This is a genomic window from Pseudomonas sp. MOIL14HWK12:I2, from assembly GCF_000510745.1.
GTDB lineage: Bacteria > Pseudomonadota > Gammaproteobacteria > Pseudomonadales > Pseudomonadaceae > Chryseomonas > Chryseomonas oryzihabitans.
This window is the reverse complement of sequence record NZ_KI783314.1, coordinates 157,086-170,552: the sequence shown is the minus strand read 5'-3', so window position 1 is coordinate 170,552 and position 13,467 is coordinate 157,086. Positions and strand designations below refer to the sequence as shown.

At 67.6% G+C, this 13,467-nt stretch carries 11 protein-coding genes and 1 pseudogene; 8 read left to right on the top strand and 4 right to left on the bottom strand.

Annotated features, from left to right (window positions below; all coding sequences use genetic code 11):
- Positions 1-164 precede the first annotated feature (164 nt).
- Positions 165-1,601 carry a dihydrolipoyl dehydrogenase gene (locus PSK12I2_RS0121895; RefSeq protein ID WP_027600085.1) on the bottom strand — a complete coding sequence of 479 codons (1,437 nt, stop codon included), beginning with the start codon at positions 1,599-1,601 and terminating at the stop codon, positions 165-167.
- 233 nt (positions 1,602-1,834) lie between these two features.
- On the opposite strand from PSK12I2_RS0121895, the gene PSK12I2_RS0121890 reads away from it, so the two are divergent.
- Both PSK12I2_RS0121890 and PSK12I2_RS0121885 read left to right on the top strand, forming a co-directional pair.
- On the top strand, positions 1,835-2,356 hold the full coding sequence (locus PSK12I2_RS0121890) for a hypothetical protein (RefSeq protein ID WP_027600084.1): 522 nt from the start codon (positions 1,835-1,837) through the stop codon (positions 2,354-2,356).
- 351 nt (positions 2,357-2,707) lie between these two features.
- Positions 2,708-3,751 carry an acyltransferase gene (locus PSK12I2_RS0121885; RefSeq protein WP_027600083.1) on the top strand — a complete coding sequence of 348 codons (1,044 nt, stop codon included), beginning with the start codon at positions 2,708-2,710 and terminating at the stop codon, positions 3,749-3,751.
- Positions 3,752-3,770: 19 nt separating this feature from the next.
- On the opposite strand, the gene crcB is transcribed toward PSK12I2_RS0121885, so the two are convergent.
- Complete coding sequence (gene crcB, locus PSK12I2_RS0121880) at positions 3,771-4,148, bottom strand: fluoride efflux transporter CrcB (RefSeq protein WP_027600082.1); 378 nt, start codon at positions 4,146-4,148, stop codon at positions 3,771-3,773.
- A 12-nt stretch (positions 4,149-4,160) separates the two neighbouring features.
- Positions 4,161-5,330 (bottom strand): Na+/H+ antiporter NhaA, encoded by a 1,170-nt coding sequence (nhaA, locus tag PSK12I2_RS0121875; RefSeq protein WP_027600081.1) that lies wholly within the window; start codon positions 5,328-5,330, stop codon positions 4,161-4,163.
- 258 nt (positions 5,331-5,588) lie between these two features.
- Here nhaA and PSK12I2_RS0121870 point away from each other — a divergent pair, with 258 nt between their 5' ends.
- The 5 genes and pseudogenes from PSK12I2_RS0121870 to PSK12I2_RS0121850 all read left to right on the top strand — a co-directional run bounded on the left by PSK12I2_RS0121870 (position 5,589) and on the right by PSK12I2_RS0121850 (position 9,299).
- Complete coding sequence (locus PSK12I2_RS0121870) at positions 5,589-6,758, top strand: HPP family protein (RefSeq protein WP_037008021.1); 1,170 nt, start codon at positions 5,589-5,591, stop codon at positions 6,756-6,758.
- A gap of 106 nt (positions 6,759-6,864) precedes the next feature.
- Positions 6,865-7,296 (top strand): DUF4398 domain-containing protein, encoded by a 432-nt coding sequence (locus tag PSK12I2_RS0121865; protein ID WP_027600079.1) that lies wholly within the window; start codon positions 6,865-6,867, stop codon positions 7,294-7,296.
- Positions 7,297-7,325: 29 nt separating this feature from the next.
- A pseudogene (locus tag PSK12I2_RS0121860) lies at positions 7,326-7,709 on the top strand (DUF4398 domain-containing protein); the annotation flags it as partial.
- Positions 7,710-7,815: 106 nt separating this feature from the next.
- Positions 7,816-8,823 carry an NAD(P)-dependent alcohol dehydrogenase gene (locus tag PSK12I2_RS0121855; protein ID WP_027600078.1) on the top strand — a complete coding sequence of 336 codons (1,008 nt, stop codon included), beginning with the start codon at positions 7,816-7,818 and terminating at the stop codon, positions 8,821-8,823.
- Positions 8,824-8,906: 83 nt separating this feature from the next.
- Positions 8,907-9,299, top strand: a complete 393-nt coding sequence (locus PSK12I2_RS0121850; RefSeq protein ID WP_007160683.1) for a response regulator — start codon at positions 8,907-8,909, stop codon at positions 9,297-9,299.
- Here PSK12I2_RS0121850 and PSK12I2_RS0121845 read toward each other — a convergent pair.
- A complete protein-coding gene (locus tag PSK12I2_RS0121845) occupies positions 9,296-9,679 on the bottom strand; it encodes a response regulator (protein WP_007160682.1) in 384 nt (127 codons plus the stop codon). The genes PSK12I2_RS0121850 and PSK12I2_RS0121845 overlap by 4 nt on opposite strands.
- Before the next feature lie 244 nt (positions 9,680-9,923).
- Here PSK12I2_RS0121845 and PSK12I2_RS25335 point away from each other — a divergent pair, with 244 nt between their 5' ends.
- On the top strand, positions 9,924-13,265 hold the full coding sequence (locus PSK12I2_RS25335) for a PAS domain S-box protein (RefSeq protein WP_027600076.1): 3,342 nt from the start codon (positions 9,924-9,926) through the stop codon (positions 13,263-13,265).
- The last annotated feature ends 202 nt before the right edge of the window (positions 13,266-13,467 follow it).

Below are 13,467 nucleotides of genomic sequence, written 5' to 3'. Positions count from 1 at the left end.
CGTGGATAAGGCTGCGCCGTTATCCACCCTACGGACGTTGAACCTCCCCGCTGCGCAGGACAGCTCCCTCTCCCTCTGGGAGAGGGTTGGGGTGAGGATGCCTTGAGCCAAACCGTAGCGTAGAAAACGGCGCAGCCTTTTCCACTGGCGGATCGACCCCCCCTTCAAGCCCCGGACGGCAAACCCTGGTCGCGATCGCCGCGCAGGTTGCTGTGGGCAGCCTTGCAGATCTCGCGCAGGCCGCTCTTGAGGCCTTCTTCGAGGGTAGGGTGGTAGAAGGGCATGTCCAGCAGCGAGCTGGCGGTCTCGCCGTGGATCAGCGCCAGCACCAGCAGATGGCCGATATGGTCCATGCCCGGTCCGACCATGGCCGCGCCGGTCAGCTTGCCGGTACCCGGTTCGGCATAGAAGCGGGCGATGCCCTGGTTGCGCGCCTCGACCCGGGCGCGGCCCTGGTCGTGGTAGGAAGAGGTGCCGATCAGACTGCCCTTATCGGGCGGACTGCCCAGCACCGCCACCGGCGGATCGGTGAAGATCAGCGAAAACAGCGGCGATCTCGGGGTCGGTCGGACCTCGGGATAGCAGGCGGCATTGTGCCCGGCGATGGCGCCCTCGTCGGAGGCCTCGTGGAGGATCGGCCGGTCATGGTCGGCATCGCCAGCGATAAAGATCGACGAGGCGCCGCACTGCATCGTCTCGGGGTCGTAGACCGGGGTGCCATGGTCGTCCAGCTCGATGCCGGTGGTCTCCAGCCCCAGGCCCTTCAGCCGCGATGGTCGCCCGGCGGCCACCAGCACGTAGTCGAATTCGCCCCCGCCGCTCGCCGCGCCGGACCAGGACAGCCGCACGCCTTCGCCCTCCCGCCGGGCATCCACCTCCACATTTAGGTACAGGGTCAGATCCTGTTCCAGGATCTTGCGCAACTCGGCCTTGACCTCCAGGTCCTCCAGCGCGCCCAGGCCATCGTCCTGGCCGAACAGGGTGACGGCCACACCGAGGCGGGCCATGGCCTGGGCCAGTTCCAGGCCCACCGGACCGGTGCCGATCACGGCCAGGGAGCGCGGCAGATCGGGGAGTTCGAAGATCGTCTCGTTGGTCAGCGCCCGCTCGCCGAGGGCGTCGAAGGGTTCCGGCACCAGGGGGTAGGAGCCGGTGGCGATGATCACGCTGCGCGCGCTGATCGTCTTACCATTGCTGAGCTGCAGGCGATCCGGCGCCACGAAGCGCGCCGTCGCGCGCTGGGCCACGCCCTCGGGCAACTTGGCGAAACCCTCCTTGGTGGCGGCGACGAAATGATCGCGCTCGCGCCGCACCCGCGCCATGACCGCCGCGCCATCGACGCTGACGCTGCCCACCTCGATGCCGAAGGTGCCGGCGCGGCGGACGGCATGATGAGCCTCCCCGGCGACGATCAGCAGCTTGGAGGGCATGCAGCCCACGGAGGCACAGGTGGTGCCGGCCCAGCGGTCGTCGATCAGCAGGGTGCGCGCGCCCTGGCGGCGGGCGGCGCGTTCGGCGGCGAGGCCGGCGGTTCCGGCCCCGATCACGGCGACATCGCACTCGAGATCGGCGGGGGTCGTAGCGGCTGCAGGGTCACTCATCTCATCACCTGACGTTGTGAAGGGTTACCCGACTCGCGCCAGGTCTCCAGCAAGGGACCCCAAGCGCAACGTTGAGGTTGCATCCCCAAGGCGTGACCCACTTCGACAAAAAACCGACAATTCTTGTCAGGAGCGTCAAATTCCATGCCACTCGTCACCTTATACTGGCCATCTGGAACCATTGAGGGTGTCCTATCCTCAATTAGCCAACTTAAATGGACGCAGGCACTCACATGGAACGTGACATCAGCAAGATTCCGCTCATCAACGATTGGTCCTATCTGATCGCCCTGGAAACCGGCCTGTTCACCCGGGGTGAACTCAGCGGCGCGGTGCTCAAGGCCCTCAATGACCAGGCCCGCCTGCTCTCCCGTCGCTACCTGGTGCAGAAGTCCAAGCTGGACGTACGCAAGCTGACGCCCGCCGAGAGCGAGATCCTCGATACCCTCAGCGACACCGCCGCCAGTCTGCGCCGCCGCCAGCGGCTGCCGCACAACATCGTCAAGAGCCTCAGGGCCGGCGGCCTGATCGCCGCGGTCGAGCGCAGCGTCTGCGCCTCGGGCATCCTGCAGTGCCACAACGGCTTCTATGAAGACGGCCTGGAGCCGGGCGCCTTCGAGCGGATCGTCATGCGCCATCCCCATGAATTCGGCGATCACGCCCGCCAGAGCGCCGCCCTCTACTTCGCCCAGGAACCCTTCGCCCTGGAACAGTCGCAAGACGTGCACGACCAGCCGCTGCAGGCCAGCGCCTGATGAGCGAGGCGCACGCAATGACCGGGGCGGCCGGGAGGCCCCAGACCCCGTTCGCCTGCGCGCGTCTCGCCGCCCCCGTTCCCGCGTGCGGTACCGCTTTTCCGGAGTCCTGGCGCATGACGCCCGCTTTCGCGCCGCTCAGCCCCCCATAGCACCCCTGCCCTCGCCGGCCGGCCGATCTCGCTGATCGTGTCGGCTGTCGTCCTTTCGTTGCCGGCCCAGCCGGCAGCGGCCTTTGCCTGCGCGCGTCTTATGACGGGCGTCTCTGCCGATGCCGTTCGCGTCGCCGTCCAGCCGGAGTCCGCTCCCGGAGGGTGGCCGCGGCATGGGCCACGGCTGCGAGGAGCAGACATGACTACCGCCCACGTCCCCCAGGGACGCAACAACTTCGATTTCCTGAGATTCGCCGCGGCCTCCACCGTGGTGATCGGCCACGGCTTCTGGCTCTCGGGGCATATCGGCGCCGAGCCGATCCTCAACTTCACCGGCTTCACCGACGCGGCCAACATCGCCGTCTATGTGTTCTTCGTGATCAGCGGCTTCCTGATCACGGCGTCCTTCCAGCGCAGTCGCAATCCCCTGGACTTTCTGCTCAAGCGCGCCCTGCGGATCTTTCCGGCGCTGATCGTCTCGGTGCTGTTCTCGGTGCTGGTGGTGGGCTGGCTGGCCACCAGCCGGGAAACGAGCGCCTACTTCAGCGATCGTCAGACCCTGGGCTTCTTCAAGAACATCCTCTTGATGACGCGCTTCGAACTGCCCGGCGTCTTCACCGGCAATCCCTTTCCGGACACGGTGAACGGCAGCTACTGGACCCTGCCCTACGAGGTGTTCATGTACCTGTCGCTGCTGATCATCGGCGTGCTGGGGCTGCTGACCCGCTCGGTGGTCATGGCCACCCTGGTGGTGCTGGTGCTGGGCAACTTCCTGCTGCTGCCGCAGATGGGCATCGCCAGCTTCGTGCTGCACAAGGTGTTCAGCCTGGGCATGTTCTTTTTCGCCGGCGCCCTGCTGCAACTCGCGGGACCGCGCATCCCCTGGCGCCTGGAGATCGCCCTGGCGCTCTGCCTGCTGTCGCTGGCGGCCATCGTCTGGCATGTCCTGCCGGTGATCCACCTGGTGTCGCTGGCCTATGTGATCATCTACCTGGCCCAGGTGCAGGTACCGGTGCTGCATGGCTTCGGCCGCTTCGGCGACTATTCCTACGGCCTCTACCTGTTCAACTTCCCGGTCCAGCAACTGCTCATGCACTGGTTTCCCGACAGCTTCTCGCTGCCCGGTTTCCTGCTGGTGAGCTATGTCCTGACCCTGGGGTTCGCGGTGCTCTCCTGGCACCTGATCGAGGCGCCGGCGCTGAGATTCAAGCCGCGGCGCCAGGCCCCGGTGGCGCCGGCCTGAGGCCAGCTGGCCGGGCGTCTCAGCCGAGGCGACCGGCCAGGGCGAAACCGGCCAGGGTCAGCAGCAGCGAGCCCAGCACATGGATGGTCACGGTGAGCGCCGCCCAGCCCAGGCGGCCGCTCTGCAGCAATCCCACCACCTCGGCGGAAAAGGTCGAGAAGGTGGTGAAGCCGCCACAGAAGCCGGTCACCAGCAGCAGGCGCCACTGGGCTTCCAGCCCCGGATAACGGGAGAACAGCCCCAGCGCCAGGCCGATCACGAAGCCACCGACCAGATTGACCAGCAGCGTGCCCAGGGGCAGCAGCGGAAACAGCGCATTCAGCCGCAGACCGACCCACCAGCGACAGGCGCTGCCGAGGGCACCGCCAAACATCACCGCGAACAGCGCATAGGGCATCTCAGACTCCTCTCAACGGCGAGGGGCGGCGAGGAGCAGGACGGCAACGCCCGCCAGGGCCGACAGCAGCGACCCCAGCAGCACGCCGATCTTGACCTCGTCGACCAGGAAGGGCGCTCCCGGAAAGGCCAGGGCGCCGATGAACAGGCTCATGGTAAAGCCGATGCCGCAGAGCAGCGCCACGCCATAGAGCTGCAGCCAGCTGGCACCCTCGGGCAGCCGCGCCAGACCGCTGCGGATGGCCAGCACCGCCATCAGGGAAATCCCGATCTGCTTGCCAAGGAACAGCCCCAGGGTCACGCCCAGGGGCACCGGATCCAGCAGATTGGCCGGCGACATCCCGGCCAGGGAGACCCCGGCATTGGCGAAGCCGAACAGCGGCACGATCAGGAAGGCCACCCAGGGATGCAGCGCGGACTCCAGCCTGAGCAGCGGCGAGGCGTCGTCGGCCTCGGTATCGCCCAGGGGAATGAACAGCGCCAGGATCACCCCGGCCAGGGTCGCATGGATGCCCGAACGCAGCATGCAGAACCATAGCAGCGCCCCCACCAGCAGATAGGGCAACAGGGCGGTGACTTTGAGGCGATTGAGCACGAACAGCACCGCCACCAGACCGGCCGCGGCCAGCAGCATGCTGCTGGAGAGGTCGCTGGTGTAGAACAGCGCGATGATCAGCACGGCGCCGAGGTCATCGAGGATCGCCAGGGCGGAGAGAAACACCTTGAGCGACACCGGCACCCGCGAACCCAGCAGCGACAGCACGCCCAGGGCGAAGGCGATGTCGGTGGCGGCGGGAATCGCCCAACCCGAGAGGGTCTGGGGATCGTGGCGATTGACCAGGGCATAGAGCAGTGCCGGCACCAGCATGCCGCCCAGGGCGGCGAGCCCCGGCAGGGCGCGATCGCCCCAGCTGGCGAGTTGGCCGACCGCCATCTCGCGCTTGATCTCCAGCCCCACCAGCAGGAAGAAGATGGCCATCAGGCCGTCGTTGATCCAGTGACCGAGCGAAAGGCCACCGACGTACCAGTGCAGACTGGCGAAATAACCCTCGGCCAGCGGCGAGTTGGCGACGATCAGGGCGATGGCGGCGGCCACCATCAGCACGACACCACCGGCCGCTTCGGCCGCGACGAAGCGATTGAGATAGGCCAGGGCCCTGGCCGGAGAAAAGGGAGAGTTCATGGGCAGCCGTACTCCGCGCGGCGGCCCGACCTGCGCTCGATTCAACCTGTCCTACCGCGTGGCTGCGGCGACACCCAGCCGATGATCCTACTACGGCAGCCCCGGCGGTCGCAGCAGAAAATCGCCTGGAGACGGCAGCCGCTCTGGGTCGCCGCCTGGCCGTCGACCCGGGCGCCGAGCGCGCCGCGCCGGTCTTGCCAGGGCTGCGTCCAGGAGGGACCATCAGCGCCCTCGTTCTGCCCAGCAGCTGCCTCTCCCATGTCCCAGGAACCCCTTACGCCCTCGCCTTCGCCGTCTCTCTTCGCCCGCCTGGTCCAGGGCCTGCGCGCCTTCTGGCCGGCGCCGCTGCCCATCGACGGACGCGAGCGGCTGCGCGCCAGCCTCGGTGCCGGCCTCGGCATCCTGCTCGCGGCCCTGCTCGCCGCCTGGTGGCTGGAAGGCCAGCCGGTGCATCAGCACGGCGCCCTGGCACTGGCGCTGGTGGCGCCGCTGGGCGCCAGCGCCGTACTGGTGTTCGCCCTGCCCTCCAGCCCGCTGGCGCAGCCCTGGTCGGTGGTGGGCGGCAACACCCTGTCGGCGCTGATCGGCATCGCCTGCGCCCTGTGGATTCCCGAGGCCAACCTGGCCGCCGCCGTGGCGGTCGCCCTGGCCATCGCCGCCATGTTCACCCTGCGCTGCCTGCACCCGCCGGGTGGCGCCTCGGCGCTGCTGATGGTGCTGATGGGCGCCCAGGACTTCAGCTACGCCTGGAGTCCGGTGGCGCTGGATTCGCTGCTGCTGGTGAGCGCCGGCCTGCTCTACAACAACCTGACCCGCCGCCCCTGGCCCCATGTGCCGCGCCCGGCCGAGCCGAGTGGCGAGACGCGCCTGCAGCGCGCCGACCTCGACGCCGTGCTGGCACGCTACAACCAAGTGCTGGACATCAGCCGCGACGACCTCGCCGAATTGCTCGAACAGGTGGAGGCGCGCGCCTACCAGCGCAAGATGGGCGAGTTGCGCTGCGCCGACGTCATGAGCCACGAACCGGTGACGGCCCGCGCCGAGATGCCGCTGCAGCAAGCCTGGGCGCTGATGCGCGCCCGGCGCATCAAGGCGCTGCCGGTGGTGGATCGCCAGGGCCATCTGCTGGGTATCGTCACCGTCGCCGACTTCATGCGGCAGATCGATCTGGATGTCCACGAAGGCCTCGGCTGGCGCCTGAGATCGCTGGTCCGCCCGCGCACGCGCCAGGAGGAAAACAGCGTCGGCCACATCATGACCCGCACCGTGCGGGTGGCCAGCGCCGACCGCCTGCTGATCGATCTGGTGCCGGTGTTTTCCGAGAACGGCCACCGCCACATCCCCATCATCGACGGCTCGCGCCGTCTGGTCGGCATCATCACCCAGTCGGATCTGATCCGCGCGCTGTACCAGGCGGTACGGGCCTGACCGCAGCGAGCCGCCCTCGGCTGGGGTTCTGCAGCGAACCTCGCCGCGTTTTCGTCGTCTCAAAGGCACTGTCGCCCATTCCGGGCGACCTGCCAGGAATGTTCGGATGAAAACCGGTCCCGCTCGTGCCTCTTCGTTCTCCGCGCCTCGTGCGCTGCTCGCCAGCCTGGTCCTGGGCGGCGGTCTGCTGCTCGCGGGCTGCGCCGGCAACCCGCCGACCGCGCAGATGGCCGTGACCCAGTCCGCCGTCAACGAAGCCGTGAGCGGCGGCGGCAACCAGTTCGCCCCTATCGAGACCAAGTCGGCCCAGGACAAGTGGACCCAGGCCCAGGCCGCCCTGTCCAACGAGAAGTACGACGAGGCCAAGCGCCTGGCCGAGCAGGCCGAGTGGGATGCCCGCCTGGCGACCCGCAAGACCCAGGCCGCCAAGGCCCAGGCGGCGCTGCAGGATGCCCAGAACAGCATCCAGCAGATCCGTGAGGAAGGTCAGATCAACCTCCAGCTGCAACAGAATCTACAGAAAAAGGTGCAGCAGTAAGGCTGCCCGCTCTCTTGAAGGACGAAACCATGCGTAAACGTTTTCTGCTCCCGCTGATGTCGGCGCTGACCCTCACCCTGGCCGCCTGCGCCACCCCGCCCAACCCCAACCTGGAAAAGGCGCGCAACGACTACGCCGCCCTCGAATCCCAGCCCCAGGCCACCCAGCTGGCGGCGTTGGAAACCAAGGACGCCGGCACCTGGCTGGCCAAGGCCGACAAGGCCTACAAGGACGGCGAGAACGAGCGCACCGTCGACCAGCTGGCCTACCTGACCCAGCAACGCATCCAGACCGCCATGCAGACCATCAAGCTGCGCATGGCCGAAGCCGAGCTGAAAAAGGTCGACGCCGAACGCGGCGAAGCCCGCCTGAACACCCGCACCCAGCAGCTGCAGCAACTGCAGAAGGCGATCAAGTAAGGTCCAGGGCGCAGGTCCCTTGGCGGGAATCCTGCGCCCCTTGCCGTGGTCCTCTACTGACCCGCGAGCGTCCTGCTCGCCACAGTCCGGAGGATTTCTCATGCACGCCATACGCCTACGCAAACCCGGTGGTCTGGACCAGCTGGAGCCCTGCGAACTGCCCGATCCCGGGCAGCCGGGGGCTGGCGAGATCCGGGTGCGGATCAAGGCCAGTTCGCTGAATTTCCATGACCTGGGCGTGGTGCTGGGCAAGATGCCGACCGCCGATGGGCGCATTCCCATGTCCGATGGCGCCGGGGTGGTCGAGGCGGTGGGCGCGGGGGTCAGCGAATTCGCCGTGGGCGATCACGTGGTCTCGACCTTCTTTCCCCACTGGCTGGACGGCGAGCCGCCCATCGATGACTTTTCCACCACGCCCGGCGATGGCGTCGACGGTTTCGCCTGCGAGGTGGTGGTACGTCCAGCCACCGCCTTCACCCGCGCGCCCAAGGGCTACAGCCATGCCGAGGCGGCGACCCTGACCACCGCCGGGCTGACGGCCTGGCGCGCCCTGGTGGTGGACGGTGGCCTCAAGGCCGGTGACAGCGTGCTGGTCATGGGGACCGGCGGCGTCTCCATCTTCGCCCTGCAGATGGCCAAGGCCATGGGCGCCACGGTGATCGTCACCTCGTCCTCGGACGAAAAGCTGCAGCGCGCCTATGCCCTGGGCGCCGATCACCTGATCAACTACCGTGAAGAGCCGGAATGGGGCGCCAAGGTGCAGGCCATCACCGGCGGGCGTGGCGTCGACATCGTGGTGGAGGTGGGCGGTCCGGCGACCCTGGCGCAGTCCATCCAGGCCGCGCGCATCCATGGGCACCTGGCGCTGATCGGGGTGCTCACCGGCGTCGAGGGCCAGGTCCCCACCGCCAACCTGATGCGCCGCCACCAGCGACTGCAGGGTTTGATCGTCGGCAGTCGTCGCCATCAGCAGGAGATGATCCGCGCCCTGGAAAGCACCGGGATTAGGCCGGTCATCGATCGCAGCCACCCGCTGAACGAGATCGCCGCGGCCTTCGCCTTCCAGAAGGACGGCAGCCATTTCGGCAAGATCGTCCTGGAGTTCTGATAATGGTCAGACGAAAGCCAGACTGAGCCCAGCAGGCCTCTGCTAGACTTCCGGAATCGTCTCATCGCGTTCCGGAAGTCCCGATGACCTCGCCTGATCCCCTCCCCTATCTCGTCGTCATCGAAGACAACGGGCTGCTCGCCGAACTGCTGAGCAATCACCTCGAAGAGCGACTGGGCTGGACCTGTGTTCGCTTCGACAACGCCGACGACGCCCTGGTGCATCTGCTCCAGCAGCAGCAAAGCCCCGGGCTGGTGATCACCGACCACCTGATGCCCGGTCAGCTGCGTGGCGGCGAACTGGCGGAGATGCTGTTGCAGCGCTGGCCCGCGCTGCCCATGGTGATCACCTCGGGCTACGGCTACGAGATCACCACGGCGCTGCCCGAGCAGGTGATCTTCCTGCAGAAGCCCTGGACGCTGGACGAGGTGGATTCGGCGGTACGCCTGGCACGGGCGCGCCAGGCGGCGGGCTAGACACCCAGCTGGCCGCAGGCCTTGAGCAACTGGTCGATGGTCCAGGGCTTGGGCAGGAACAGCGCCCGCTCCTCGCGCTCGGCGTACTGCTGGCCGGTATAGCCGGAGGACACCAGGATCGGCAATTGTGGAAAGCGCTGACGCACCTGCTTGGCCAGGGCGAGTCCGTCCAGCCGACCCGGCATGCGCACGTCGGTGAACAGGAGATCGGGCGGTAAGGGATCGGACTCGAGCCAACCCCAGGCGGCGTCGGCGGTATCGAAGGACTGGACGGCATAACCTTCCATCTCGAATACCTCCGTCGCCAGCGATCTCAGCACCGGATCGTCTTCGACGACCAGCACGGTGGTAACAGCAGCGGAAGAAACTACATCGGTCATGGCAACGCTACTTCATTAGTACGACTAAATAGACCGAAATTTCTCGAATTGGATCACAAGGCTCGGATGGGCGGCTGGCAGCCGGGTGCCGGCACTTGTCTGATGCCGTAACGGCTACTTAATTCCCTGTCTGTCGGAAAAAGGTGCTGGCAGATCGCTAGCCATCGCCCGACTCTCTTACTCTAAGGCTCTCGCCGGACGTCACCGCCGTCCGCTTCCGCTGCTCACGCGTTCGAACGACCCCATGGCTGAATCCGCTCTCTCCCACGCTGAACTCCAGGCCGAAGTCCGTCGCCTCCGCGCCGCGCTCGACCAGTGCACCGCGCTGCCGCCCCAGGACGCCCAGCGGCGTCTGGCGATCTTTGATGGTGCCATCGATTTCGCCATGATCGTGCTCGATCCGGCCGGGGTGATCACCGACTGGAACAGCGGCGCCGAACGCCTGCTGGGCTGGACCGCCGCAGAGATTCGCGGCGCGCCGGTCGAGCGCTTCTTCACCCCCGAAGACAACCAGATCGGCCGGGCCGCGCTGGAAATGCGGCTGGCGCTGCAGGACGGTCGCGCCGAAGACGAACGCTGGCACCTGCGACGTGACGGCACCCGCTTCTGGGCCAGCGGCGAGATGCATCCGCTGCACGACGACGCCGGCCGCCATACCGGCTTCGTCAAGATCCTGCGCGACCGTACGCCCCAGCATCTGGCCGGCCAGGCCCTGCGTGACAGCCAGCGCCACGTGGGCGAGGTGCAGCAGAAACTGGCGGAAAGCGAGCGCTATTGGCGCGGTCTGTTCGAGCAACTGGACGAGGGCTTCATCCTCGGCACCATTCTGCGCGATGAGCAAGGTCGCGGCTGCGACTGGCGCTATGACCAGGTCAACCGAGCCTGGTGCATGCACTTCGGCCTGAGCGCGGAGCAGGCGATCGGCCAGACCGCCCGGACCCTGTTTCCCGAACTCGAAGACCTCTGGGTGGAGGATTTCACCCGGGTGGTGGATACCGGCCAGTCGTTCAGCTACGTGCGGCAATTCCAGGCCAACGGGCGCTGGTACGAAGGTCATGCGCACAAGGCCGGCGCGGAGAGCTTCCTGGTGCTGTTCCTGGATGTCACCGAACGCGAGCAGGCCGCCCAGGCGACCCGCGACGAAGAGCGCTATCGCCGCGCCCTGGCAGAGCTGGGCGAAGGCTTCAGCCATCTCAACGACATCGAGGCGGTCACCGAGCTGGCCTGCACAGTGCTGGGCACCCTGCTGGACGCCCAGCGGGTGGGCTACGGCCTGGTGGACGCCGACGCCGAGACCATCAGCGTGGAGCACGACTGGACGATCCCGGGCGGGTGCAGCCTGATGGGCACCCTGAATTTCCGCGACTATGGCAGCTGCATCGAGGACTTCAAGCGCGGCGAGACCGTGGCCATCGAGGATGTGCGCGAGGATGCCCGCACCTGCCACAACCTCGCCGCCATGCAACGGCTGGACACCCGCGCCTTCGTCAGCACCCCGCTGTTCGAGCACGGCCATTTCATCGCCCTGCTCTATGTCAGCGCCAGCCAAGCGCGGTGCTGGACGCCGGCCGAAGTGCAATTCATCCGCGAGGTCGCCAATCGCACCCGCTCGGCGACGGCGCGGCTGACCGCGGAGCGGGCCCTGCGCGACAGCGAACTCAATCTGCGGCTGGTGGCCGACACCCTGCCCTGCCTGATCGCCTTCGTCGATCGCGAGCTGATCTATCGCTTCGCCAACATCGAGGCGCCCAAGTGGTTCAAGGACGCCCCGGAAAGCATCCTGGGTCGCAGCATGGCCGAGGTCTTCGCCCCGGAGCTGTTCGCGGCTCGGCGTCCGGCCATCCAGGCCGCCCTGGACGGCACCCCGGCGCGGCTGGACCTGCCCTGGGCCTGGCCGGACGGCCGCCGACGCATCGCCGACATCCACTATCGTCCGCGGCGCGATGCGCGCGGGGCGGTGGACGGCTTCTATGTCTTCGCCCAGGACGTCACCGCCCAGCGCGACGCCCAGACGCTGATCCAGGCGCAGAATCTCAGCCTCAGCCAGGAGGTCCAGGCGCGCACCGCCGAGCGCGACCGGCTCTGGGCGCTCAGCGAAGACCTGCTGCTGACCGCAGACTTCAACGGACAGCTCCTGCGGGTGAGTCCGTCCTGGTCGCGCGGCCTGGGCTATTCCGAAGCCGAGCTGCTCAGCCGCCCCTACCGGGAACTCATCCATCCCGACGATCTGCCGGGGGTGCTGGTGGCGCTGGACGAACTGCGCCGCAGCGGCCTGCCGGCGCGGGTGGAAAACCGCGTCCTGGCGGCGGACGGCAGCTGGCGCTGGCTGTCCTGGACGCTGTCGATGGACACCGAACAGGATCGCCTCACCGGCGCCGGGCGCGACATCACCCGGGAACGGGACGCCGCGGAGACCCAGGCGCTGCTTGAAGAGCAGTTGCGCCAGTCGCAGAAGATGGAAGCGGTCGGCCAGCTCACCGGCGGCCTGGCCCATGATTTCAACAACCTGCTCGCCGGCATCGTCGGCAGTCTGGATCTGCTCACGGTACGGATCGGCCAGGGCAGGCTGAACAATCTCGAGCGCTACACCACCGCCGCCCAGGGCGCCGCCATCCGCGCCGCCGCCCTGACCCACCGGCTGCTGGCCTTTTCCCGCCGCCAGACGCTGGATCCCAAGCCCACCGACGTCAATCGCCTGGTGGCCGGCATGGAAGACCTGATCCGCCGCACGGTGGGTCCGGCGATCCAGATCGAGGTGGTGGCCAGCAGCGAGCTGTGGTCGACCCTGGTCGATCCGCCGCAACTGGAAAACGCCCTGCTCAACCTCTGCATCAATGCCCGCGACGCCATGCCCGAGGGCGGTCGCATCTTCATCGAGACCGCCAACCGGGCGCTGGATGCGCGCATGGCCCGGGTCCGCGACCTGGAAGCGGGCGAATACATCGCCCTCTCGGTGACCGACAACGGCTGCGGCATGCCGCCCGAGGTGATCGCCAAGGCCTTCGATCCCTTCTTCACCACCAAGCCGATCGGGGTGGGCACGGGGCTGGGCCTGTCGATGATCTACGGTTTCGTGCGCCAGTCCGGCGGCCAGGCGCGCATCCATTCCCAGGTCGATCAGGGCACCAGCGTCACCCTCTTCCTGCCACGCCATCGCGAAGCGGCCACCGGCGTCGACCTCGCCGCCAGCCAGCCGAGCCTGCCGCGCCAGGGCCACGGCGAGACGGTGCTGGTGGTGGATGACGAACCCACGGTACGGATGCTGGTGGTGGAGGTGCTGGAGGAACTGGGCTACGCCGCCCTGGAAGCGGCGGATGCCAGCTCCGGCTTGCGCCTGCTGGAATCCGACGTGCGCATCGACCTGCTGATCAGCGACGTCGGCCTGCCCGGCGGCATGAACGGCCGCCAGATGGCCGACGCCGCCCGCCAGCGCCGCCCGGGCCTCAAGGTGCTGTTCATCACCGGCTACGCCGAGAACGCCGTGGTCGGCAATGGCCACCTGGAGCCCGGCATGCACGTGATGACCAAGCCCTTCGCCATGGACGCCCTGGCGGTGCGCATCCGCGATCTGATCGAAGGGACCTGAGGTCAGCGTCCGAGCGGATCATCCCTCACCCCAGCCCTCTCCCGGAGGGAGAGGGGGCGGTTGGGAGGCGTAGGGTGGATAACGGCGTAGCCTTATCCACGAATGGCGGGAAGGTTCGCCCAGCGGAAAACGCTGCGCGGTTTTCCACGCTACGCCAGACATCGGCTGGATCGCGGCCATGGGCCGCTCCTACGGGAAGCGG

Coding starts and splice junctions, on each gene's coding strand:
- PSK12I2_RS0121895 (WP_027600085.1), bottom strand. CDS start 1,601: ATGAGTGACCCTGCAGCCGCTACGACCCCCGCCGATCTCGAGTGCGAT.
- PSK12I2_RS0121890 (WP_027600084.1), top strand. CDS start 1,835: ATGGAACGTGACATCAGCAAGATTCCGCTCATCAACGATTGGTCCTAT.
- PSK12I2_RS0121885 (WP_027600083.1), top strand. CDS start 2,708: ATGACTACCGCCCACGTCCCCCAGGGACGCAACAACTTCGATTTCCTG.
- crcB (WP_027600082.1), bottom strand. CDS start 4,148: ATGCCCTATGCGCTGTTCGCGGTGATGTTTGGCGGTGCCCTCGGCAGC.
- nhaA (WP_027600081.1), bottom strand. CDS start 5,330: ATGAACTCTCCCTTTTCTCCGGCCAGGGCCCTGGCCTATCTCAATCGC.
- PSK12I2_RS0121870 (WP_037008021.1), top strand. CDS start 5,589: ATGTCCCAGGAACCCCTTACGCCCTCGCCTTCGCCGTCTCTCTTCGCC.
- PSK12I2_RS0121865 (WP_027600079.1), top strand. CDS start 6,865: ATGAAAACCGGTCCCGCTCGTGCCTCTTCGTTCTCCGCGCCTCGTGCG.
- PSK12I2_RS0121855 (WP_027600078.1), top strand. CDS start 7,816: ATGCACGCCATACGCCTACGCAAACCCGGTGGTCTGGACCAGCTGGAG.
- PSK12I2_RS0121850 (WP_007160683.1), top strand. CDS start 8,907: ATGACCTCGCCTGATCCCCTCCCCTATCTCGTCGTCATCGAAGACAAC.
- PSK12I2_RS0121845 (WP_007160682.1), bottom strand. CDS start 9,679: ATGACCGATGTAGTTTCTTCCGCTGCTGTTACCACCGTGCTGGTCGTC.
- PSK12I2_RS25335 (WP_027600076.1), top strand. CDS start 9,924: ATGGCTGAATCCGCTCTCTCCCACGCTGAACTCCAGGCCGAAGTCCGT.